This window comes from Eubacterium album (assembly GCF_025336545.1).
Lineage (GTDB): Bacteria > Bacillota > Clostridia > Lachnospirales > Lachnospiraceae > Eubacterium_U > Eubacterium_U album.
The window spans coordinates 350985-376775 of the sequence record NZ_JAODBU010000002.1; the positions used below are offsets into that span (position 1 = coordinate 350985).

The 25791-nt window shown below is 33.2% G+C and carries 21 protein-coding genes; 2 read left to right on the forward strand and 19 right to left on the reverse strand.

What is annotated here, in order from left to right; translation table 11 throughout:
- Positions 1–11: 11 nt before the first annotated feature.
- The 3 genes from N5B56_RS01940 to lgt all read right to left on the reverse strand — a co-directional run bounded on the left by N5B56_RS01940 (position 12) and on the right by lgt (position 3340).
- Positions 12–461, reverse strand: a complete 450-nt coding sequence (locus N5B56_RS01940) for a single-stranded DNA-binding protein (protein WP_260978285.1) — start codon at positions 459–461, stop codon at positions 12–14.
- Positions 462–627: 166 nt separating this feature from the next.
- Positions 628–2148, reverse strand: a complete 1521-nt coding sequence (locus tag N5B56_RS01945) for an Ig-like domain-containing protein (protein WP_260978286.1) — start codon at positions 2146–2148, stop codon at positions 628–630.
- Between the two features lie 310 nt (positions 2149–2458).
- Positions 2459–3340: a prolipoprotein diacylglyceryl transferase gene (lgt, locus tag N5B56_RS01950; RefSeq protein WP_260978287.1), complete on the reverse strand. Its 882-nt coding sequence runs from the start codon at positions 3338–3340 to the stop codon at positions 2459–2461.
- Between the two features lie 227 nt (positions 3341–3567).
- Between lgt and ychF the strand changes: the two genes are divergently transcribed.
- Both ychF and N5B56_RS01960 read left to right on the forward strand, forming a co-directional pair.
- Positions 3568–4665, forward strand: a complete 1098-nt coding sequence (ychF, locus tag N5B56_RS01955) for a redox-regulated ATPase YchF (protein ID WP_022088217.1) — start codon at positions 3568–3570, stop codon at positions 4663–4665.
- A gap of 304 nt (positions 4666–4969) precedes the next feature.
- Positions 4970–5704 carry a phosphatase gene (locus N5B56_RS01960; protein ID WP_178515389.1) on the forward strand — a complete coding sequence of 245 codons (735 nt, stop codon included), beginning with the start codon at positions 4970–4972 and terminating at the stop codon, positions 5702–5704.
- Between the two features lie 550 nt (positions 5705–6254).
- Here N5B56_RS01960 and hydE read toward each other — a convergent pair.
- The 16 genes from hydE to N5B56_RS02040 all read right to left on the reverse strand — a co-directional run bounded on the left by hydE (position 6255) and on the right by N5B56_RS02040 (position 25726).
- A complete protein-coding gene (gene hydE / locus N5B56_RS01965) occupies positions 6255–7301 on the reverse strand; it encodes a [FeFe] hydrogenase H-cluster radical SAM maturase HydE (RefSeq protein ID WP_118565543.1) in 1047 nt (348 codons plus the stop codon).
- A 14-nt stretch (positions 7302–7315) separates the two neighbouring features.
- Positions 7316–7969, reverse strand: coding sequence for a ribulose-phosphate 3-epimerase (gene rpe / locus N5B56_RS01970; protein WP_117909833.1), 654 nt, complete (start codon positions 7967–7969; stop codon positions 7316–7318).
- A gap of 23 nt (positions 7970–7992) precedes the next feature.
- On the reverse strand, positions 7993–8877 hold the full coding sequence (gene rsgA / locus N5B56_RS01975; RefSeq protein WP_022088513.1) for a ribosome small subunit-dependent GTPase A: 885 nt from the start codon (positions 8875–8877) through the stop codon (positions 7993–7995).
- Between the two features lie 52 nt (positions 8878–8929).
- A complete protein-coding gene (gene pknB / locus N5B56_RS01980; protein ID WP_118565544.1) occupies positions 8930–10954 on the reverse strand; it encodes a Stk1 family PASTA domain-containing Ser/Thr kinase in 2025 nt (674 codons plus the stop codon).
- Positions 10947–11690 carry a Stp1/IreP family PP2C-type Ser/Thr phosphatase gene (locus N5B56_RS01985; RefSeq protein ID WP_117909831.1) on the reverse strand — a complete coding sequence of 248 codons (744 nt, stop codon included), beginning with the start codon at positions 11688–11690 and terminating at the stop codon, positions 10947–10949. Before N5B56_RS01985 ends, pknB begins: the two co-directional genes overlap by 8 nt.
- On the reverse strand, positions 11687–12739 hold the full coding sequence (gene rlmN, locus N5B56_RS01990) for a dual-specificity RNA methyltransferase RlmN (protein ID WP_118565545.1): 1053 nt from the start codon (positions 12737–12739) through the stop codon (positions 11687–11689). Before rlmN ends, N5B56_RS01985 begins: the two co-directional genes overlap by 4 nt.
- Before the next feature lie 11 nt (positions 12740–12750).
- Positions 12751–14103, reverse strand: coding sequence for a 16S rRNA (cytosine(967)-C(5))-methyltransferase RsmB (gene rsmB / locus N5B56_RS01995; protein WP_178515391.1), 1353 nt, complete (start codon positions 14101–14103; stop codon positions 12751–12753).
- A complete protein-coding gene (locus N5B56_RS02000) occupies positions 14093–14821 on the reverse strand; it encodes a zinc metallopeptidase (protein WP_117909828.1) in 729 nt (242 codons plus the stop codon). Before N5B56_RS02000 ends, rsmB begins: the two co-directional genes overlap by 11 nt.
- A 2-nt stretch (positions 14822–14823) precedes the next feature.
- Positions 14824–15750, reverse strand: a complete 927-nt coding sequence (gene fmt, locus N5B56_RS02005) for a methionyl-tRNA formyltransferase (protein WP_022088507.1) — start codon at positions 15748–15750, stop codon at positions 14824–14826.
- An 85-nt stretch (positions 15751–15835) separates the two neighbouring features.
- Positions 15836–16309: a peptide deformylase gene (def, locus tag N5B56_RS02010; protein ID WP_022088506.1), complete on the reverse strand. Its 474-nt coding sequence runs from the start codon at positions 16307–16309 to the stop codon at positions 15836–15838.
- 16 nt (positions 16310–16325) lie between these two features.
- Complete coding sequence (gene priA, locus N5B56_RS02015; RefSeq protein ID WP_178515393.1) at positions 16326–18557, reverse strand: replication restart helicase PriA; 2232 nt, start codon at positions 18555–18557, stop codon at positions 16326–16328.
- Between the two features lie 31 nt (positions 18558–18588).
- Positions 18589–19431, reverse strand: a complete 843-nt coding sequence (gene folD, locus N5B56_RS02020) for a bifunctional methylenetetrahydrofolate dehydrogenase/methenyltetrahydrofolate cyclohydrolase FolD (RefSeq protein WP_260978288.1) — start codon at positions 19429–19431, stop codon at positions 18589–18591.
- Between the two features lie 124 nt (positions 19432–19555).
- Positions 19556–21226 (reverse strand): formate--tetrahydrofolate ligase, encoded by a 1671-nt coding sequence (locus N5B56_RS02025; protein WP_178515395.1) that lies wholly within the window; start codon positions 21224–21226, stop codon positions 19556–19558.
- 11 nt (positions 21227–21237) lie between these two features.
- Entirely contained in the window at positions 21238–23913 is a 2676-nt protein-coding gene (locus N5B56_RS02030; protein WP_260978289.1) for an FtsK/SpoIIIE family DNA translocase, read from the reverse strand.
- Positions 23914–23991: 78 nt separating this feature from the next.
- The gene (locus tag N5B56_RS02035; RefSeq protein ID WP_260978290.1) at positions 23992–24864 is read right to left on the reverse strand and encodes an undecaprenyl-diphosphate phosphatase; all 873 of its coding nucleotides are present in this window, start codon (positions 24862–24864) and stop codon (positions 23992–23994) included.
- Between the two features lie 190 nt (positions 24865–25054).
- Positions 25055–25726: a ClpP family protease gene (locus tag N5B56_RS02040; RefSeq protein WP_022088500.1), complete on the reverse strand. Its 672-nt coding sequence runs from the start codon at positions 25724–25726 to the stop codon at positions 25055–25057.
- Positions 25727–25791 lie beyond the last annotated feature (65 nt).

Below are 25791 nucleotides of genomic sequence, written 5' to 3' on the forward strand. Positions count from 1 at the left end.
CACTTACAACCTTAGAAGTTGAATGGTAATCCAACATCATCCAAACCGTCAGGTATATTCATAAATCCATCATTATCCGGTGTGGCTGTTGGTGCGGACTGCTGTGGAGCATTACCATCTGCATTAGCATTAGCTGATGATTTACTTTCAGCGAATTCCTGAGATTCAATTACAACTTCAGTTGTATAAACCTTATTTCCATCCTTATTCGTGTAGCTTCCTGTCTGAATACGACCTTCTGCTGCAATCTTAGTTCCCTGATGTAAGTATTTTTCAGCAAATTCTCCATTTTTTCCAAAGGCAACGCAACTTATAAAGTCTGCTGTCTGTTGGTCTCCATCTCTTTTAAATCTACGGTCAACCGCTAATGTATATCTAGCGATTGCCATTGGATTATCTCCCTGTGAGTATCTTACGTCTGGGTCTCTTGTTAATCTTCCCATTAAAATTACTTTATTCATGTTCTTTCCTCCTTGAATGCAAAAAGGACACTCCCAATTAGAAGTATCCTTTTTTTATTATTTTTATTAATCTTTTCTAAATTGGTCTATACCTGTCGTTAATTGCAATGCATAAATCAATCTTGCTTAAAATATATACTATTTTATTTTTTTGTCAATAAATTTTTTATTTTATTTTAATTCTTTTTGTTTTCGAATAAGCACTATAATATTTTTTATTGTTCTTTATTGCCAAACTCTTAATTCTTATATAGTAACTTCCCTTTTTTAGAGAAAATGAAACCCTTTTGCTGGAAACAACTGCGTAAACCTTTTTAGGCTTTTTCTTCTTGCTGACATAAATTACATATTTGTCATATTTTGCACCTCCTATTTTCAAAGTACATCTTCTCTTTTTAACTTTGATTTTTTTTATTTTTGGAGATACAATTGAGTATTTTATTCCCGTTGACATAGTATACGCAGACTTACATTTATTTCCACCTAACGGTACACATGCTACTTTATAGTAATATGTTTTGCCATATTCTACGCTCTTGTCATCATAACTTGTTCCTTTTGTTGAACCTACGTTTTTAAATTCTTCTGTTGGACTGTTTGCTCTTAATATTTCATAACTTGATGCTTCAGAGTTTTCGTTCCAACTTAATCTTATATATCCGTCATAATAATGTACATTTACATAAGTTGGAGCATCAGTTTTTACATACACGGTAAAGGAATCACTTTTCTTACTTCCATCAGTTGTTGTTGCCGTTATTTTACTGCTTCCCATTTCCTTTGCAACAACATTTCCATTTTCATCAACTGTTGCAACTTCAGGGTTAGATGAAGTCCATTCATACTCTTTTTTTGTTATTCCATTAATTGGATAATGGACTATATTCTGCTTATATAGGTCTCCTTTATTCAATGCAATCTGTTTAGTGTTAAATACAATACTTGTAGTTTTATCATATACATTTACTTTGTATGTTGCTGTTGGATTTGCTATACTTACGCCTTCTAATACTCCCTGCTTGTTATAAGCCATTGTATTATGAGAATATTTATAAGTTACTGTAATGGTTGTGTCTCCCGCTTTAATTCCTGTTACTTTTCCGCTAGAATCAATTGTTGCAATATTTGGATTAGACGATTTATAAGTTATTATATTTGGATTAAGTTTTAACACTTCATAAAGTCCGTCAAAATGATGCACTACATTAACTCCCTTGATTTTAGGCGTGATACTTTCATTTACAAAAACCTGACTGTCTTCCACTCTAATTGCACTAGGTATATTACATTTATGCAAATTGTATTTCTTTGAGTAAACTCTGCCCGATGCTGCTGTTACCTTTACTGTAAGTGTTGTATCTGTTTTATTATCAATACCTGTTGGAAATATTGCATATTTACATTTATGCACAACTCCTCCTACGCTATAATCGGAATAATCACCAATTGTTGCTACATCTGAATCAGCAACTTCAAATGACACTGTCCCCTGTTCGACACAGTTAACATTAAATCGTAAGTACCTGTCGAAGTATATGTCACTTCCCACTACACGATTTTTTTCATCTGAGTTAATGGAAATATTTTCATCTGCTGACACTCTTTCTGTTACAATGAATCCTCCAATTGCTAAACATAACGCAAACAAAATAATACCTGCATCCACTAATTTTTTTATAGTTTTCATTTTATTACCTCCTTGATAAAAGCTGTCTATATTATTACCTTTTATATTCGGCGTTTCAATAGCCATTGTGGTGGCAAAAAAATATACTTGAAGTGGCAAAAAACAGGCATTATAATGTAGATGTAATTAAATTGTTAAATGTCACATATTGCAACGAACAATTTAGTTTTTATTCAATTACTTATTTTTGATATTATTTTTATAGTTTTTATTGTGTTAAAATTGTGGTAACATTAAAATTTTTATTAGTAATTTTTTCTTATTTTTCCTTTATTTCAAAGCATTTTACAGGATTTATAATGAAAAAATTTTATCTATTTCTCATATAAATAGCAAATGCTATTCCTACTATTACAAGTATTAAAGATAATACCTGCGAAACAGGCCATCCTGTAACCGGCATTATAAGTTGGTCAGAACGTAGTCCCTCAATAAAGAATCTTCCTGTTCCATACCCGATTATATACCACAAAAATACCTCTCCATTATATTTCTTCTTATCTCTAAATATAAGTAATATAATTAATAGTACCAGATTCCAACATGATTCATATAAAAATGTAGGATGAACCTGAATGTATCCTATCTGTTCCAATGTTTTGCCAAACATTTTCTCCATTCCTTCTCTTACGGAATCCGGAACCTGAGTTATACTATAATGACTGTCAAAATATATTTTCATTGCGAATGGATTTTTACCTGATGCAACTCCTCCGAACGCTTCTCTGTTAAAGAAATTACCCCATCTTCCAAGTATCTGTCCAAGTATTAATCCTAACACTGCCGTGTCCATTACTCTTGGCATTGACATTTTTTTAATTCTCGTATATACAAAACACGTAATTATTGCTGCAATTATTCCACCATATATTGCAAGTCCTCCACCTCTTATATTTAATATCTGTCCCGGATTTTTCTTATAATAATCCCAACTGAATATTACATAATAAAGTCTTGCTCCAATAACGCTAAATATAATTGCATATATTGCGAAATCAATATAGTCATTTGGATCCTGTCCTGTTCTCTTTGCTTCTGCACACGTAACAATTATTCCTAATATCATACCTGTTGCTATTATCATTCCATAATAAGCAATATCAACTCCAAATATCGAAATACTTTTTCCAACATTATTAAGTTTTATTCCCAAATTGGCAAATTCAATGCTGGTTGCTAAAATACTATTCATATAACTTTCCTTCTTATTCTTTTTATATTCTTATTGCTATTTTCCTATTAATATCATTTTTAATCTAGGCTTTTTTGTCTTCTCCGATTATATCTTTGACAATATTTAATGTCAATGTTTACCGCTCTTTTGCCTTCTTTGTTTTAACTGCATTTATTCTTATTTTCAAATTTATAAAAGTATGCTAAACTATGATGTGGTAATACCAAAGAAACGGAGGATTTCATATGAAGTTAGGTATTGTAGGCTTACCAAATGTAGGCAAAAGTACTTTATTTAATTCATTAACAAAGGCCGGTGCAGAATCAGCAAATTATCCTTTCTGTACTATCGACCCTAACGTTGGTGTTGTTGCAGTCCCTGATGAGAGACTTAACAAGTTAGCTGCTTTATACAACTCAGCTAAAGTAACACCTGCAGTTATTGAATTTGTTGACATAGCAGGATTAGTAAAGGGTGCTTCTAAAGGTGAAGGTCTTGGAAACCAGTTCCTTGCCAATATCCGTGAGGTTGACGCAATCGTACATGTTGTAAGATGTTTTGAGGACACAAATGTTATCCATGTAGACGGAAACATTAATCCTTTAAGAGATATTGAAACTATTAATCTTGAATTAATCTTATCTGATGCAGAAATTTTGGAACGTCGTATCGCTAAGACAACAAGAGGTGCAAGAAATGATAAGACTTTAGCTAAAGAACTTGATTTCTTACAGAGATTAAAAGCTTATCTTGAAGCAGGAAATCTTGCAATCGGATTTGATACTGATGATGAAGATGAACAGGCATGGATTAAAGAATATAATCTTTTAACATACAAACCTGTTATCTTTGCTGCAAATGTTTCTGAAGATGATTTAGCTGATGACGGTGCTTCTAACGAGCACGTTGCTGCTGTAAGAAAGTTTGCTGCTGAGAACAATTGCGAAGTTTTTGTAATCAGTGCTGAAATCGAACAGGAAATTTCTGAATTAGATGATGACGAAAAGCAAATGTTCCTTGAAGACTTAGGATTAAAGGAATCAGGTCTTGATAAACTAATCAAAGCAAGTTATTCTCTTCTTGGTCTCATCAGTTATTTAACATCAGGTGAAGACGAAACAAGAGCATGGACAATCAAGAAAGGTACAAAAGCTCCACAGGCTGCCGGCAAAATTCACACTGATTTTGAACGTGGATTTATCAAAGCCGAAGTTGTAAATTATCAGGATTTGCTTGACTGCGGTTCTTATTCAAAAGCAAAAGAAAAAGGTCTTGTAGGCCTTGAAGGAAAAGACTATATTGTAAAAGATGGAGATGTAATTCTTTTCAGATTTAATGTATAGCATTATCAATAAGACCATTTGTTTATCAGATGGTCTTATTTTTATATATAGAAATTCAATCTTTACATTTACCTTTCAATTTGGGATGAATGTAAAACTTAACGAAAGAACGCTCGCGCTGCTTGCCGCTCGTAGCAGTTCTAAATATTCAGCACATATTCTAACTTTGAAAACTGCGTTTTCAGCCAGAATATGCACTGAATATTTGAACCGACGGCGACAAATGCTCTTTCTTTTAAGTTTTACATTCATCCCAAATAAAAACAAATTAATTATGCAATACATATTATCAGGAGATTATTATATGAAAGAAATTAAATTAGATGTTCACACACATACATTAGCCAGTGGGCACGCTTATGGTACAATCAACGAAATGATTAAAGAAGCATCCAATCGTAACTTGGATATTTTAGGCATAACAGAACACGGTCCCGGAATTCCTGGTGCATGCAATCCATTCTACTTTTTCAACATAAAGGTAGTTCCACGTATGCAATATGGAGTTAAACTTATGCTTGGTGCTGAGATTAATATACTTGACTACAAAGGAACCTTAGATTTAAAGCCTGAACATATTAAACATTTAGATTTAAGAATAGCGGGAATTCATTTTCAATGTTACAAACCGAGAAGCATCGACGAAAATACTACTGCAATAATCAACGCAATAAAAAATCCTGACATTGACATAATCAGTCATCCTGATGACGGACATTGCCCTTTAGATTACGAAGCTGTAGTAAAAGCAGCTAAAGAATACCATACCTTATTAGAGCTTAACAACAACGCCCTACGTAGTTCTTCCCGTTTAAATGTAGCACAAAACCAGGAAACTCTAATGAAATTGTCAATGAAATATGATGTACCTATGATATGCGGTAGCGACGCTCACTACATGAATGACATTGCAAACTACACATGCATCGAACCAATTATTAAAAAAGTAAACTTTCCTGATAAACTTATAATCAATTATGACTCAAAGAAATTTGAAGAATATATAAATGAAAATGCAAAAAACAGATTATACCATTAATTTAAAAATTATAATGCAAATGATGTCAAGGTCACAATATGAGCAAAGAGTGGGATAATTCCCACGATATGCGAATATTGGGTAGGATTGTGGAAGTGCATAGCACGGAATAATCCATAGGCATCAATGTTTGGTGCTTTTGCCCCCCAACATCATATAAATTGATATAACAAAATTTATAATGACTATAAAACTAATAAACTAAATTTGCGATGGCTATAAAACTTAAAAGAAAGAGCATTTGTCGCCGTCGGTTCAAATATTCAGCGCATATTCTGGCTGAAAACGCAGTTTTCAAAGTCAGAATATACACTGAATATTTAGAACTGCTACGAGCGACAAGCAGCGCGAGCGTTCTTTCGTTAAGTTTTACAGTCATCGCAAGGTAAGTTAATTGGTTTGGAACGCTACGAGCGACAAGCAGCGCGAGCGTTCTTTCGTTAAGTTTTACAGTCATCGCAAGGTAAGTTAATTGGTTTGGAACGCTACGAGCGGCAAGCAGCGCAAGCGTTCTTTCGTTAAGTTTTATAGCCATCGCAATACAAGTTAATTATTGTATTCTGCTGTTTCCAATATCAGTTACTATATGATATCCCGTAGATTCCACCCTTAAATTAAGACAATTTCTACACTGTGCTGATTCTTCTCCCGTACAAATCTTATTATCATACAACTCATATTTTTTTCTAACTCTTACAGGAGACAAATTAGGCATTACAACATTTGCTCCTGCCTTTAATCCTAATTCTCTTCCATTTGGGTCTATTGTTCCAAGAGCCGTTGTAGCCGGTAGTAAAACTTTAGGAAATAACAATCTGATTATTGCAAGTAATACTAACGTCTGTTGCAATGATCCATTTTTTTGATTATTAAATGGTGTATTTTCATGAGATAAATATGGTCCTATTCCAATCATATGCGGTCTTAAATCCTGCATAAACCTTAAGTCTTCAACCAAATTATCAGTTGTCTGGTAAGGCGAATCTACCATAAATCCTGCCCCTACCTGATATCCAATTTTTCTAAGACTGTATAAACATTCTTTTCTATTTTCAAGACTCATGTTATATGGATGTAATTTTTTATAATGTACTTCATTTGCAGTCTCATGTCTAAGCAAATACCTATCTGCTCCCATATTCCACCAATATTCGTACTCATCATAAGTTCTTTCACCTACCGACAAAGTAATAGCACAATCAGGAAATTCATTTTTTATGCATTTAACTATTTTTCCAATCTTTTCCTTCGTAAAATAACTGTCTTCTCCACCTTGTAAAACAAATGTCCTAAATCCTAACACATATCCTTCTCTAGCACATTCTAATATTTCATCCAAGGTAAGTCTGTATCTTTCTACTTTATCATTACTTTTTCGTATTCCACAATAATAACAATCATTTTTGCAAACATTGGTAAATTCTATCAGTCCCCTAATATAAACATCATTTCCATATTCTCTCTCCCTCACCCTTCTTGCATAGTAAAAAAGCTTCTCTCTTTCCTCTTCACTTATCGTATTTATCAGTTGTAACAATTCACAATCTTCTAAATTTTGGTTTTCATATAACTTTTCTATTAATTCTGTGTTCTTCATATTATTTATTTGATTTACTTATTAAATATTTCTTTAAATCTTTTTACATTTTCTTCTACGTTTCCTTTATATACAGCTGAGCCTGCAACAATTACATTTGCTCCGGCTTCTAACGGGACATTTACATTATCTAATGTAACCCCACCATCTACCTGTATAGCTAAATCCATATTATATTCTTCTTTTACTGCTCTAAGCACTTCAACCTTTTCAGTACATTCATCTATATATGACTGTCCTCCAAATCCCGGATTTACTGTCATAACCAAAATCATGTCTACCATTTCCATATATGGAATTACTTCATCTACTGCTGTTGGCGGATTTAGGGCCAAACCGACTTTAAGTCCTGCTTTTTTTATTGCCTCAATAGTAGTTTTTACATCTTCACAAGCTTCTACATGTATAGTAAGAAGGTCAGCTCCTACCTCTTTAAACTGTTCAATATATCTTATTGGTTCTTCTATCATCAAATGAACATCAAATAATTTATCAGTACATCCTCTTATAGATTTAATAACAGGTATACCAAATGAAATATTTGGTACAAACATTCCATCCATGACATCTATGTGTATCCAGTCACATCCTGCCTCGTCTATTCTTTTTACATCTGCTCCTAAATTTGCAAAATCTGCTGATAAAATTGATGGTGATAACTTATTCATTTTCTTTTCCTCTCCATATATATTTAATATTTATTTCTTTCCATTTCTTCTAATTCTTTATAAAGTAAAATATAATTTTCATACCTTGTCTTAGAAATTTTCCCTGAATTCACTGCTTCTTTAACCCCACATATAGGTTCATTTATATGTGCACACCCTCCAAATTTACATTCCGGCTCATACTGTGCCATTTCAGGAAAACAATCCTGCAACTTTTCTTTAGTCATTCCAGGTACAAACATCGAACTAAAACCGGGAGTATCTACGATATATGACTCTTTATCCATGTTAAATATTTCTGAATGCCTTGTTGTATGCTTACCTCTGCCTATTTTCTCGCTTATTTTACCTGTTTCCATTTTATCTTCATTTGTAAGCGCATTTAACATTGAAGATTTACCTACACCTGACGGTCCGGCTAAAACAGTTGTCTTTCCATATAGTAGTTTCTTTATTTCTTCCACGCCTTCATTTTCCGTAGCGCTTGCAAATAAGACCTTATATCCTGCATTGTTGTATGTGTTCTTTAATTCTTCCATGAATTTTTCATTTCCAATGTCTATTTTATTAAAACAGATTATTGTTTCAATATTCTGATATTCCATCATTACTAAGAATCTGTCCAATAGATTTAAATTAGGATCAGGTTTTTTTACTGCAAATACTATCATTGCCTGATCTACATTTGCAACTAATGGTCTGATAAGATCATTTTCCCTTGATAAAATTTTTACTATATTTCCTTTTTTCTCTAAAGAATCCAATATATCAACTTCTACATTGTCCCCTACTAAAGGTTTTATTTTATTATTTCTAAATTTTCCCTTTGCCTTGCATTCATATATTCCATAATCTTTTATGTGAACATAATAAAATCCCGCAATTCCTTTTATTATTTTTCCTGTCATTCTTCACCTATACAACTTAATAGGGGACTAAAAAGTCCCCTATTGTTATTCATCATCCACCTGCGTTAATTTTAACTATACGACTACCTATCATTAATGTGTATGTACAATCTGTTCCATCCTGATTTGTTGGAACATTGATTATTGTAGTATCCCATGTTGATGCATCGTCTGTAGCTTCTGTTTGTCCATTACTATATGTTACCGTAATAACACCGCCTGTAACAGGTGTGTTGTCATCTTCAAAATATAACTGTGATTTTACTAAAACAGCCTGTTTAGATTCATTTATAACCTGTTGTGTAGTTGTCTCAGGTACAGTTGTTACTTCAACCGGTCCTAAACTTACTACAAGTCCTATTGTTGTACCCTTTGGAATTGTTCCACCTGATTTAACCGTCTGTCTTATTACTTTTCCATTAGCAACGGATTCATCATTTACATATCGTATTTCTCCAACTTTTAATCCTGCTGCTGAAATAGAACTTTTAGCATCTTTCTCTTTCTTTCCAATCAAAGACGGTACAATAGTTGTTGTTGAAATTTTAGTTCCTCTGCTTGCCTTAATATGAACCGTATCTCCTTTTGAAACCGGTGCTCCTTCACTCGGATTAATATCTAATACAGTATCAACACTTGCTGAATTATATTCGTATTCTATTTCCCAGTTTACTCCGATTTCATCAAGTTTTGACTCTACATCAGCTAGTTTTTCTCCAACTAGTTCCTTAGGTATTTCTAATTTTTCAGAACCTTTACTTACCGTTAAGATTACTGTTGTGTGCTTATCAATTACACTATCTGCATCAACGGACTGCTTACATATGTATCCGCTTTCATATTCATCATTATAAACATAGCCTTCATATTGGTATCCTAACGCCTTATCATGTAATGCTTCCTGTGCTTCATCTTCTGTCATTCCTACTACATAAGGAACTATTGTCTGCTTTGAATCAATAGTAGATGATTCTTTTTGAGGTGTTGTAGGTATTTCTACGTTATTACTTTGTACAACTACTGTTATAATTATAACGATTATAATAAACATTATTATACCTGCAATAATTCCACCTACTGTAATTAACTTATCTAACTTAGGATCAACAGCATCTATATCATTGTTATCCTGTATTTTTTCAATCTTTTCATCAACTACTTTACCATCATCAGGATTTATTTTCTTAATTCCTGAATCAGTAATTAATGTTGTTTCACTTAAATCTTCATTTGAATCAAATCTTACAAAATCATCATAAGGATTTAATAATGACTTTTTCAAATCTGCTATAAGTGATGATATTTTAGGATATCTTCTGTCTGGTTTATTCTGTGTACATTTAAGGACTATTTTTGAAATACTTACCGGCATTTCAGGAATTATGCTTCTTATGTCAGGAACATTATTCTGAATGTGCTGTAATGCAATATTTACAGTATTATCTCCATCAAACGGTACTTTTCCTGTAAGCATTTCATACATTGTAATGCCTAGCGAATAAATATCACTTCTCTCATCTACATAACTTCCCTTTGCCTGTTCAGGAGATATGTAATGAACTGACCCCATGGCATTTCCATTTATCGTATTTGCTGAAGCAGCTTTAGCTATTCCAAAATCAGTTACTTTTACTTTTCCTTCTCTTGAAATAATAATATTCTGCGGCTTTATATCTCTATGCACTATCTGATTGTTATGTGCACACTCTATGCCCTGTGCAATCTGGATTGCAATACTTGTAGCTTCTTTTACTGAAAGCCTTTTCTTTCTTGCTATATATTGCTTTAATGTAATTCCTTCAACAAGTTCCATTACAATATAATAAAGTCCTGCATCTTCTCCTACATCATAAACATTTACAATATTTGTATGTTCGAGTCTTGCAGCAGACTGCGCTTCCACTCTGAATTTTGATACAAAATTCTTATCTTTACTAAATTCATGTTTTAATACTTTAATAGCTACAAATCTATTTAACTTATGGTCTTTTGCTTTATAGACATCCGACATTCCACCGGAACCTACTTTATCTAAAACCTCATACCTGTTTCCAATAAACATACCCTTCTTAATCATTGTTACACCTCATCACTCCCGGCTCAACAAGAACAACCGATATATTATCTTTTCCACCGTTCTCATTAGCCTGATCAATAAGTCTATGGACTGCTGATTCAATATCATCGCTAGATTGAACTATTGTTTTTATCTCATAATCCTCAACCATATTAGTTAATCCATCTGAGCACAACAAAAGCTTATCATTTGGCTTTGTCTCAATCTCAAAAATATCTGCTGTCACAGCCTCTTCTGCACCTACCGCGCGTGTAATAATATTCTTTTTAAAATGAGTTCTGGCTTCTTCCTTTGCCAACTGACCTAATCTGACCATTTCTTCTACTAAAGAATGATCTCTTGTTATCTGTTGTATATCCTCATTTACAAGGTATAGTCTACTGTCACCTACATTTGCAATATAAACATGATTCTCAACAATTGTAGCTGCTACAAATGTTGTTCCCATACCTGAATAATCTTTATTAGACTTTGCTAAATCAAGAATTATTTTATTTATCTCCATAATCCCCGAATCGAGTATATTAGCCGGATCTGTCATATTAGTTGTGCATACATATTTAATAAATTCTTCTATGCTTTTCCTAGACGCAACATCTCCTGCCTTATGTCCGCCCATGCCATCGGCTACAATGAATAAATTTGGAAGTTTTCCAACGGAACTCATTGATACAAATATACTATCCTGATTAATTGTTCTCATTAATCCAACATCGCTTTTTCCATATGCTTTCACTCCAAATCCTCCTTTCGCTGACTCATTGCTTCGTTTCGAAGTTGACCACAGGCTCCATTTATATCTCTGCCCATCTCTCTTCTTATAGTAGCATTTATTTTATATTTTTCAACTCTCGATTTAAATTGTAAAACAGCTTGTTTTGCAGACTGACGGTATTCTCTTTCTTTAATTGGATTTACCGGTATCAGATTAACATGACAATTCAAATCTGATACAAGTCTGCCTAATTTATCCGCCTCTTCTATTGTATCATTTACACCTGCAACAAGACTATATTCAAATGTTATTCTTCTTCCTGTTTTATTGAAATAGTATCTGCATGCATCTAAAACTTCTTCTATTGTATATTTATTTGCAATAGGAAGCAATTTCTTTCTGGTTTCATCATCTGATGCATGTAAGGAAATTGCCAATGTAATTTGAAAATTCATATCTGCTAATTCCTTAATTTTTGGAATCAGTCCGCATGTTGATAACGTAATATTTCTCTGGCTTATATTTGCACCATTCTCATCTGTTATCATTCTAATGAAATTAGTCACATTCTCAAAATTATCTAAAGGCTCGCCACTTCCCATTAAAACTATATTTGATACTCTCTCATCTATATTTTTTTCTATCTGATAAATCTGTTCAAGCAGTTCAGATGTAGTAAGATTTCTATCTAATCCATTTAGCGTTGAAGCACAAAAGCGGCATCCCATACGACATCCTGACTGTGTTGAAATACATACTGAATTTCCATGATGATATCTCATTAACACACTTTCAATTACTGCTCCACCTTTTATTCCAAATAAATATTTTCTTGTTCCATCTATTTTAGAAATTAAGACCTTTTCAGGTTTAAGAGTGATTATCTCATACTTTTCATCTAATTTATGTCGCAAATCTTTTGACAAATTAGTCATTTCGTCAAAGCTTGAAACTCTGTCAATATGAAGCCATTTATATATCTGTCCTGCTCTAAAAGGCTTCTCTCCCATCTGACTTAATTCATTCTTTAATTGTTCTAAATTATATGATTTAATGTCTAATTTTGTCATATCTTTTCATCCTATTTATCTATTCTTCTAAATGCCGAAATAAAAAATCCATCCATTCCATATTTTCCCGGAAGAATCTGAACATAATCATGTTTGTTGTCAATTATCTGTTCCGGCAGTTTTTTATTTAATGACTGTAATTTAAACGGAAGATTTTCTTCTATCCATTTTACATTATCTTCATTTTCTTCTTTTGTCACAGTACAAGTACTATATATTAATGTTCCACCCGGTTTAACATATTTGGAAACCACGCTTAATATTTCTTTTTGCAATTTTGCAAGCTCATTTATCTGTTCAATACTTGTGTTATATTTTATATCAACTTTATTTCCTATAACTCCAAGTCCTGAGCAAGGCAAATCTGCTATAACAATATCTGCTTTACCTATGACATTTTTATCTAATTTAGTTGCATCTTTACATTCAGCAAAAATACAGTTAAATCCGGTTCTTTTTATATTTTCATTAATAAGGCCTACTTTATATTCAGTTAAGTCTCTTGCCCTAATTTTACCTTTATTATGAATCAAATCAGCTATATGAAGGCTTTTTCCTCCAGGTGCCGCACACACATCAATTATGTAGTACCCTTCTTTAGGATTAGCTGCCATTCCTACAAACATTGAACTTAAATTCTGTACTACAATGTTTCCTTTATTAAAATCATAAAAATCTGCAATCTGATTATAATCTGATATTTCTAATGCATTGCTATACAATGTAGAGCGTTTTACTTTTGCTCCTTCATTTTCAAGTCTTACTACTACTTCGTCAACTGTAGTTTTTGACGTATTCACTCTAATAGTTGTTGTTTTTTTATTATACACACTTTTAAGTATATTTTTTGTCGTTTCAATGCCAAATCTTTCAATCCACATATCAACAATCCATAAAGGCATTGAATATTCAATCTCAAGTCTTTCATTTTCTTTTTCAGGATATTTTATGGAATCCATATTTCTGGCTATATTTCTAACAACACCATTTACAAATCCACTTAAATTAGAAAATTTTCTTTTTTTTGCTAATTTAACTGCTTCATTACAAACTGCCGATTCAGGAACACTGTCCATATATTTAAGCTGGTAAACAGACATTCGTAATATATATCTGATTACCGGCTTCATTTTATTAACTTTTGTTTTAGAAAACAAGTTAATTATATAATCTTCTTCAATTGTTCTTTCTATAGTTCCCTGAAACAGGCGTGTAATAAAAGCTCTTTGATTTTTATCAAGATTTTTATTTTCATCTAATGTATCTTTAACAATTAAATGACTAAGTCTACCTTTATTATTTTCTAAAAGCATATTTAAAACTATATTTCTAAGATTAACTTCCGGCGCTTTATTAGTCGTCACGTCTTCTTCCTCCGCCAAATAATACAATAAGTCTCAATAACTGCAAAATAGATGAAGCTGCTGCCGCAACATATGTCATAGCCGCTGCTGATAAAACTTTTCGTGTATATTGTAGTTCCTGTGTTCCAAGAATTCCTGTTGATTCGAGTATTTGCATTGCACGTGATGATGCATTAAATTCTACCGGCAATGTAACGAGCTGGAATAATACGGCTAATGAAAATGCCCATATTCCTAAATCAATAATCATCTGCGATGAATTGCCGCCTATAAACAATCCTGCGATTATTAATATCCATGAAAGTCTTGAGCCCCAATTTGCAAATGGGACTAATGCGCTTCTAATTGAAATAGGTGCATATCCTTTTGCATGCTGTATTGCATGTCCACATTCATGTGCTGCTACTCCGACTGCTGCAACGCTGTCACTTGCATAGGTTGCATCTGACAAACTTAAAACTTTATTTGCCGGATTATAATTATCTGTCAGATTGCCTCTTATATGACGAATCTGAACATCTGTAATTCCCTGAGATCTTAATATTCTTTCTGCAGCCTGAGCTCCTGTAAGTCCTGACATACTTCTATAATTGGAGTATTTATTATATGTTGAATTTACTCTTGCTGAAGCTATCATACATATAGCTGCACCAATAATTAAGAAAATATAAGTTGGATCAAAATAATAATATCCATATCCATAATATGCTAAAATCATATTTATCCCTCCATTCTATCAGGAATTTTAGCTCCATTTAGGAAATCTCTTGTTTTCATTCTCTTTTTGCCCTCTAACTGTAGTTCTAAAATTTTAAGGCTTCCCTTTCCCGTTGCAACACGGATAAAGTCTTTACCTACTTCAGTAATTGTTCCTGGTGCAGAATCATTTTCAGAATCGTCCACATCTGCATCCCATATTTTTAAAGTCTTACCATCCATTTTTGTATATGCACTTGGCCATGGATTCAACCCTCTTATAAGTCTCTCAATTTCATTTGCAGATTTATTAAAGTCAATTTTTCCTAACTGTTTATTAATCATACCTGCATAATTTGACTTACTGTCATCCTGCGGAGTTCTTACTGCTGTTCCATTTTCAAGTTCAATTAATGTTTTTAAGATTAATTTCCCACCCTCTATTGCTAATTTATCAAATAAGCTTCCGCCGGTTTCTTTCTTATCAATCGGGACAACTACTTTGTCTATAATATCCCCTGTATCTAATCCTTCATTCATATACATTGTTGTAACACCTGTTTCTTTTTCGCCGTCAATAACTGACCACTGAATAGGTGCCGCTCCTCTGTATTTAGGAAGTAATGATGCATGTACGTTTATGCATCCATACTTAGGCATATCTAAAATTGCTTTTGGTAAAATTTGTCCAAATGCAATTACCACAATTGCATCAGGATTCATTTCTTTTAACTTTTCAATAAATTCAGTTTCTTTAACTCTTTGTGGCTGATATACATCAAGTCCTAATTCCAATGCTTTTTCTTTTACCGGTGTGTATTGCATTTTTCCACCACGTCCCTTTGGTTTATCAGGTTGTGTAATTACACCAACCACATCATGACCTGCTTTTACAATATTTTCTAAAGCATTAACTGAAAAATCGGGAGTACCCATAAATACTATTTTCATCTTATTTCTCCTCTAATAATATGTATTGCCCCTCCCTTAGGTCGGTGGCTTGTCGTCGGAAAGATTTATTAAAATGAATTTTTCTTTATTCATCTTCTAATTCTTCATTGTCATATATTCTTCCTTCAACCTTGTCTACATACATTATTCCGTCTAAATGATCACATTCATGCTGTATTGCTCTTGCTAGTAATTCTGTTCCCTCTAATTCATATAATTCCATATTTTCATCATATGCTCTTACAACAACATGGTTGCTTCTTGTGACTACCCCTGATTTTCCTGGAAGGCTTAAACATCCTTCATACCCTGTCTGTTCTCCATCTTTTTCTATAATTTCAGGATTAATCATGATAATCGGACCATCTCCTATATCTATTACGACAATTCTTTTAAGAACACCAACCTGAGGTGCTGCAAGTCCGACACCATTTGCCTCATACATAGTATCAAGCATATCATCTATAAGAATCTTTGTTCTAGCATTAATATTTTTAACTTCTTTACAAACTTTTCTTAAACATGGATCTCCTAATTCTCTAACATTTCTAAGCGCCATCTCATTTCTCCTTTTATCACTCTCTCACATTAAATTGTAAGGTTATACCTTTAACTTTTTGTGAAGTATTTATTAATTCTTGTATATAGTCTGACATTCTAATAAGTTTTTCTTTATCAAGACTTTTTAAATATATCATTCTTCTATATACATCATTTATCTTTGCCACCGGAGGTTTCGCCGGTCCAATTATCATTAACTGTTTAAATTTTGCTTCTTTTAATTTGTTTATATATTTAGTAAGGGCATCTGTAAATCTGTCTAACAACTCCTCATCTTCAGATTGAATTAAGATTTCAGTCATTGCCGCTACAGGTGGATATTGCATTAATTGTCTATATGCTAATTCTTCCTGATAGAATTCTTCATAATCCTGCTTTGCTGCTGATTCAATACTATAATTATCCGGTGAGTATGTCTGAATTACGACCTGTCCTTTTTCTTTTCCTCTTCCTGCTCTTCCTGCTGCCTGCGTTAGTAATTGAAACGTCTTTTCAGCCGCCGTATAATCACTCGCATATAATGACATATCCGCTGCTAAAATTCCAACTAATGTTACATCAGGAAAGTCATGTCCTTTTACAATCATCTGAGTTCCAACGAGGATATCTGCCTGATGATTTGCGAAAGCTGACAGTATTTCTTCATGACCACCTTTCCTTGATGTTGTGTCAAAATCCATTCGCAATACTTTGGCCTGTGGAAATTCTTTTTTTATCATTGTTTCAACTTTTTGTGTTCCTATACCAAATCCGGCTATATATTTAGAACCACATTTTGGGCATAACCTTGGAATCGGTTCTTCGTAACCGCAATAATGGCACACCATTTTTCCATTATTATGGGCTTTTAATGTCACATCACAATGTGGGCATTTGACTGCCTCTCCACACTCCCGACACGACACAAATCCTGCATATCCTCTTCTATTTATAAACAACATAGTCTGCTGTTTTTTTTCTAATCTGTCATTAATCAGCTGCTTTAATTCCATACTAAACATTGACTTATTGTCATTCTTTAGCTCTTTCCTCATATCAACTACTGACACCTGTGCCAATTTGCCTTTTTCTCTGCTTGTAAGTCTGTGTAACTTATATTTCCCTGTCTGCGCATTAAAATATGATTCTAAAGAAGGTGTTGCTGAGCCTAAAACTAATGTTGCTCCTGTAATATTGCATAATTTTGCAGCCACCTCTCTTGCATGATATTTAGGAACATTTTCACTTTTATATGCTCCCTCATGCTCTTCATCAATTACTATAAGGCCTAAATTTTCAAATGGGGTAAAAAGCGCAGATCTTGGACCTATGATTATACTTATTTCTCCTCTTTTTGCCCTTTCAAACTGATCATACTTTTCTCCTGCTGACAGTTTTGAATTAATTATTGACACCTTATCTTTAAATCTTCTCGTAAATCTCTTTACTGTCTGATATGTTAAAGCGATTTCAGGAATTAAAACAATCGCCTGTTTTCCATCGTGGATAGTCTTGTCTATAATATCCATATAAACTTCTGTTTTACCGCTTCCGGTTATCCCATAAATCAAATGAACATTTGCTTTTTCACTTTTTTTATAATCCATTGTCTTTTTAATACTGTCTGCGACAGCTTTTTGCTGTTCATTTAATATTATATCATAACGCTCAAGATTATTAAAATTAACAGGATTTCTATAACTGTTTTCAATTTCTATCAAAATATCTCCTGTAGATTCAAGTGCCTTCAGAGTACTTGGCGATATATTTAATTTGTCTACTACAAGCTCCTTTGACATATGTTTTATATCTTTTAGTTCCTGTAGCAATCTGACCTTTGCCTTTGCATTGGACTTTTTATATTTTAATATCTTTTCTTCTGCTTCTTCTTCACTTATATTAAGCGTTATTGTCTTCTTTTGTATATTTTTTATTTTCTTTTTAACAGGTATGACTGTTTTTAATGCCTGATTCATTGTACAGCTATACTCTTTCTTTATCCACCAGGCTAACTCTATAAGTTGTTTTTCAACCGTTGCCGCGCCTTCATTTGCACGAATAATATATTTCATCTTATTTATATCAAATGACGGCTTGTCTGTTATCTCGATTACATATCCTGTTATCTCTCTGTTTCCTTTTCCAAATGGAATAACTATCTGAGTACCTATAGATATCTTATCTTCTAATTCTTTCGGTATTATATAACCAAAAGGGCGGTCCAATTTTTCATGTGAAATATCAACAATAATATTCGCAAATTTCATTTGACACCGCCCTTTCATATCTTATTTATCTTTATCTAAATAACTTTGCACTTCTTACGCAATTTGCCAATAACATTGTAACAGTCATTGGTCCAACGCCACCCGGTACAGGTGTTATTGCATATGTTTTTTCACTTACTGAATCAAAATCCACATCTCCACAAAGCTTGTTATCTTCATTTCTATGGATTCCTACATCAATTACAACCGCTCCTTCTTTAACATAATCAGCTGTAATAAACTTTGGCTTACCTATTGCTACAATTAAAATATCTGCTCTTTTTGTAACTTTCTTTAAGTCTTTTGTTCTTGAATGTGCAATTGTTACTGTTGCATTTTCTTTGAGCATAAGCATCGCCATTGGCTTGCCTACAATATTACTACGTCCTATTACCACACATTCTTTTCCTGAGATTTCGACACCTGTTCTCTTTATAAGCTCAACAATTCCTGCAGGTGTACATGGTAAAAATGTTTCTTCACCAATCATCATTTTTCCGACATTCATTGGATGGAAACCATCAACATCTTTCTTGCTGTCAATTCTGTTTAGCACTTCTGTTTCGTCTAAATGTTTTGGTAATGGAAGTTGTACAAGAATTCCATTAATTTCTTTGTCTGCATTTAACTTATCTATTAATTCAAGAAGTTCATCCTGTGTAGTTTCTTCCTTTAATGCATATGTAATTGATTTTATTCCTACATATTCACATGCTTTTTCTTTATTTCTAACATACACAGCTGATGCAGGGTCTTCTCCAACCTTTACGACTGCAAGTGCTATGTCAATCCCCTGTTCTTTTAACTTTGCAACTTCTTCCTTGATTTCATCTTTAATTTCACCTGAAATCTTCTTTCCATCAATTAATTTCATTACTTTATAAACGCTTCCTTTCTTCGCAGTAATTATTATAGTTAAGGAGCAAAATGCATTTTGCTCCTTATTGATACCTACGAATTAATTTTAATTCATTGCATTTTATACACGGCATCATTTATTAGAATAATCCTGTAATCTTTCCATCGTCTGTAACATCAATATCGTATGCTGCAGGATGTTTTGGAAGTCCCGGCATTGTCATTACATTTCCAGTTAATACAACAACAAATCCTGCTCCTGCTGATATATATACGTCACGAATGCTGATTTCAAATCCTTCCGGTCTTCCTAATTTATCTTTATCATCTGATAATGAATACTGTGTTTTAGCCATACATACAGGAAGATTTCCATATCCCATATCTTCAATCTTAGCAATTGCCTTCTGAGCTTCAGGTGAATAATTAACTCCATCTGCTCCATAAATTTCTTTTGCAACTGTTTCGATTTTTTCTTTGATTGGTAATTTGGTATCATATAATGGTTTGAATTTAGATTCTTTATTTTCTAATGTTTCAAGAACTTTATTAGCTAAATCAATTCCACCTTTTCCACCTTTTTCCCATACTTGTGCCAATGCAAATTCGCATCCTCTGTCTTCACAGAATTTCTTAATATATTCATATTCAGCTTCTGTATCTGTGATAAATGAATTTAATGTTACAACTACAGGGACTCCAAATTTCTGAAGGTTTTCAATATGTTTTTCAAGGTTAACAATACCTTTTGCCAACGCGTCTAAATTTTCTTCTGACAATTCACTCTTTGGAACTCCACCGTTATATTTTAATGCTCTTACTGTTGCAACTAAAACAACGCAATCAGGTTTAAGTCCTGCCTGACGGCACTTAATATCCATGAATTTTTCTGCTCCAAGGTCTGCACCAAATCCTGCTTCTGTTACTACTATATCAGCCATCTTTAATGCTGTCTTTGTTGCTCTTACTGAGTTACATCCATGTGCGATATTTGCAAATGGTCCACCATGAACAAGTGCTATTGTATGCTCTAATGTCTGGATTACATTAGGTTTAATAGCATCCTTTAAAAGTGCTGCCATTGAACCTACTGCCTGAATATCCTTTGCAGTTACAGGCTTACCATCATATGTATAAGCAACAATTATTTTCCCAAGTCTTTCTTTTAAATCTGCTAAATCATCTGCAAGGCAAAGAATTGCCATAATTTCTGATGCAACTGTAATTACAAAATGGTCTTCTCTTACTGTTCCATCAACCTTTCTTCCAAGACCTACAATAATATTTCTTAATACTCTGTCATTGATATCCACACATCTCTTCCATACAATCTGATTAGGGTCAATTCCGAGTACATTTCCCTGCTGAATGTGATTATCAAGCATTGCTGCTAATAAATTATTAGCTGATGTAATTGCATGGAAATCTCCTGTAAAATGAAGATTTAAATCTTCCATAGGAACAACCTGTGAATATCCACCACCTGCTGCTCCCCCTTTAATACCAAAACAAGGTCCAAGAGATGGCTCTCTAAGTGCAATTACTGCTTTTTTATTTAACTGACCTAAAGCCTGTCCTAAACCAACAGTAATTGTTGTCTTTCCTTCTCCTGCAGGAGTTGGATTGATAGCTGTTACAAGTACAAGTTTTCCATCTTCATTATCTTTTATTTTATTCCAATATTCATTTGAAATTTTTGCTTTATATTTACCATATAATTCTAAATCATCTTCTGTTAACCCAATTTTTGCTGTTACCTCTTTAATTGGAAGCATAGTAGCTTCCTGCGCAATCTGAATATCTGTTTTCATTTTCTTCTCCTTTATTGCTCCTCTTTTTTATTATTACCTGAAATATACTCATCAAATTGTTCCATGCTCATAAGTATTTTTCTAGGTTTATTTTGTTCTTCCTGTCCAACAATACCGGCATCGTATAATTGTTCCATTATACGTGCTGCTCTATTGAATCCAACTCTGAACTGTCTTTGCAGCATACTTGTAGAACCTTTGTCTTTTTCAATGCATAATCTTGCTGCCTGTTCAAAGTATTCATCTCTTCCATTTTCTTCTCCATCTTCTTTAGATGGTTCCGATAATTTTTCTTCAATGGAAGTTTCGTAAACAACCTCACTGCTATGCGATACAAGGTATTGAACTGTCCTTTGTACCTCTTCATCAGATACATATGCTCCCTGCAATCTTACAGGTTTAACATAGCCTGATGGATAAAACAGCATATCACCATTACCAAGCAGTTTTTCAGCTCCGTTCATATCTATAATTGTTCTGGAATCTGTTCCTGATGAAACAGTCAATGCAACTCTAGATGGAATATTTGCCTTAATAAGACCTGTAATAACATCTACCGAAGGTCTTTGAGTGGCAATAATCAAATGAATTCCAGCTGCACGTGCAAGCTGTGCAAGTCTGCATATCGCATCTTCAACTTCTTTTGCTGCAACCATCATAAGGTCTGCTAACTCGTCAATTACTATTACAATCTGAGCCATCTTTTCAGGTGGTTCATCTCCTTCGTAATCTCCTGCTTCAATTTTTGCATTATATCCTTTCAAATCTCTTGAGCCTGTTTGCGAAAATTTCTTATATCTTTCTGACATTTCAGCCACAGCCCAATTCAATATACCTGCTGCCTTTTTAGGATCTGTAACAACGGGATATAATAAATGAGGTATTCCATTGTAAACCTTAAATTCAACTACCTTAGGATCAATTATAATCAACTTAACTTCATCAGGTGTCGCTCTATATAAAATACTCATTATTATTGAATTTGTAAATACTGATTTTCCCGAACCTGTTGTTCCGGCTACAAGCATATGTGGCATTTTTGCAATATCTGCAACTACAACCCTGCCTGCAATATCCTTACCTGCCGCAAAAGCAATCTTTGAAGAATTCTCTTTTAGTTCTTTGGATTCTAATAATTCTCTTATATAAACTGTATCTCTTCCTTTGTTAGGGACTTCAATTCCAACTGCTGCTTTTCCCGGAATCGGAGCTTCAATTCTAATATCTGCTGCGGCAAGATTTAATTTGATATCATCTGTAAGTGCAGTTATCTTGCTAACTTTTGTTCCCATTTCCGGTTGTAATTCATATCTTGTAACCGAAGGGCCTTTACTTACATTTGTTACTGTTACATTAACTCCAAAATTCTGAAGAATTTGTTGCAATTTATTTGCTGTTTCCATAAGTTCCATTTTTGATGTTGGATTCTTACTTCCCGGATTTTTATTTAAAAGACTATATGTTGGTTTAGTATATTTCATCTTTTTCTTAACCGGTGCAATAATCTTTCCTTCTGATGATGCTTTTTCAGGTACTTTCGTCTGTGGATTAATTTCCTGTGCATCCATCGTTTCCTGTGAAGGTTTAATTTCATGCATGCCATAAGGCTTTCTATTCATTACTTCTTTTGCTTCTTTTGAAACAAATATTCTTTCCTTAGGTTTAAACTCTCCATCATTTGCATGTTCATCCGCTATCGGAGTTTTATTAATAGGCTCTTCTTTAAGTTTCGCCGTAACACCACTTTGTTTTCCATATATAAACTGACCTGTCGGTTCTTCTTCTAAATCAATATGTCCACTATATTCCGGTTCTAATCCTTCTATATTAATTTCATGTACATTCTGACTTTCTTCTTTTATTCCTGAGACATTTATAGCATCTAAATCACTAAAATTGACAGGCTTTGCCTTTTCCATTTTTTTCTTTTCAACTTCCTCAGCCCTTACCTTAGCTTCAATCTCCCGATGAACTCTCTGAATTTCCTTTTCCTGTCTGTTTATTTCTTTTTGCTTCTTTCTTTCTATTCTTGCAACTTCCTGCTGTTGCTGAATATCCTTCATATCATCTCTTGCGCTTTCGTAAACGCTGATTCCATGATTTTTAAGCATATCTAAAATAGATTTTTCAGTTAATATAACAATTGTTATAATTGCAATTATTATTACAAACACATAGGTTCCTGCTATTCCAAATAAAGTTTTAAGGCCATCTCCTATGGCTCCACCTATAATTCCACCACCTATTTTATATTCACCACAAAAAGAGTAATATTCACTAACTGTAGTCTTTTGTACATTCAAAATCAAATGTGCAAAAACACATGCATCAAAATAAAGAATTAATGCAGTTACACTTTTAGCAACCGCTCTAACATCGCCTAAATTTACAAACAATATACCTGCTATAAAAAACAGCACAATAGGGAATATATATGCCGGTACTCCAAATGCTCCAAACATAAAATAACTGAGCATATTGCCTACTACCCCGCAAACTCCAAAATTACTTAAAAAAAGTAATAATGCTACCGCAATTAGAATCCATATGTAAATTTCTGATATTATTCTTATCTGTTCACTGGTTCTCGAATTTTTTGAATTGCTCTTACGGGTACCGGTGTTTCGTCCTTTATTTGTTGTTTTTTTGGATTTGGTACCACTTGTTCTTTTTTTAGTAGTAGCCATCATTACCTCCATCAAATTTTTATTATTCAATCAATTACTCTATTTCAGTCATTAAAATAATTACGTTAATTTTTCTTTTTATTTTACAAAATAACCAATAACAGCTATAGCGCCAACTAAATAGCAATAGTATGCAAAATATTTAAATTTCTTATTTCTTACAATAACAAGCATTGTCTTAATACAAATATATCCTACAACTGCCGCTACTAAAGCTCCGGCAATGTAACATCCTAAATCTGAAGATGTCATTCCATCTTTTCCAAAATCTGCGATGTCTAGCACTGCAGCACCCATTATTGCCGGAATTGACATAATAAATGAATATTTAACTGCAAATTCTCTTTTTAATCCACATAACAGACCCGCTGTTATTGTAGTTCCAGATCTTGAAAGTCCTGGTAAAGTTGCAATTCCCTGACATGTTCCAATAAATAGTGCATTTAAATAGCTTGTTTTCTTTGGTTTCTTTTTTCCATCAGGAAGATTATCTGAAATAAGAAGAAGTGTTGCTGTTATAATAAGACATATTCCGGGAACTAAAAGAGTAGTTCCTGCTTTTTCAACTAAATCTTTTCCAAAATAACCGATTATACCTGTTGGGATTGTAGATACTATTACCAGCATTGCGAATTTTCTATAACCATTACATACTACTTTTCTGTAAAATGGCTCATCCTGCATTTTTTTGCTGACAAAAAACTCTTTTATATTAAAGCAAACATCAACAATAATTCCTATTCCATCTACTATAAGACGTCCTATATCTCTCCAGTAAACTAAGAATACTGCCAGCAATGTTCCAACATGTAAAATAATATCAAATGAAAAACCGATATCTTCCATTCCAATTAATTGCTTACATATAGTCAAATGTCCTGAACTACTTACAGGTAAAAACTCTGTCAGTCCCTGCACAATTCCTAATATTATTGCTTTAAATAATCCCATGTATCCACCTACTACTTTCCAAATAGTTTTATCCTTCTAAAATCCATAAGTACATTTCATTTTACTATTTTTTCAATCTTAATTCAAGTTATAATACATATTAATGCTTGGCAGCTATAAAAGCCATAAAAGGTCTAAGCCCACTTATGAACAAACTCACGCGGACTTAGACCTTTTGCCCCTTACATCATTATATTTTTTTATCATCTATCATGGATTTTAATTTATTCATTGCCTCCTTTAAGCCACCAACTTCGTTTATTATTTTTTTATCCACTGTTTCCTTTCCAACAAGAATACTTCCAACATCTTTTGTAAGCACTTCAGTTTCTGTCATCAATGTTATAAATCTATGCTCAGTTATCCCACAATGATTAACAACAAATTGGTTTATTCTTTTTTGTATTCTCATAAAATAATCATATGTTTGTGGAACACCAATAAATAATCCATTCATTCTTACAGGATGTATTACCATTGTTCCGGTCGGAACAATAAATGAATAATCCGTAGAAACAGCTAATGGCACTCCTATTGAATGACTTCCTCCAAGGACAAGTGAAACTGTAGGTTTACTCATACTTGCAATCATCTCTGCTATTGCAAGTCCACACTCCACATCTCCACCAACAGTATTTAATATAACAAGCAAACCGTCTATTTCATCATTATCCTCAACTTCCGCAATCGTTGGAATAACATGTTCATACTTTGTTGTTTTCGTATTACTGCTAAGACAATCATGCCCTTCTATTTCACCTATAATATTAAGCAAATGTATTTTCTTATGTTCTTTATTTTTATCTAAATCAGTCTGCCCATATTCTATGATATCGTCATTTTTTTCTTTATTTTCACTCATAAAAAACCTCCATACTACTTTCTATAAATAGTATGGAGATTTTTCAAAATAATATTATAAACCAC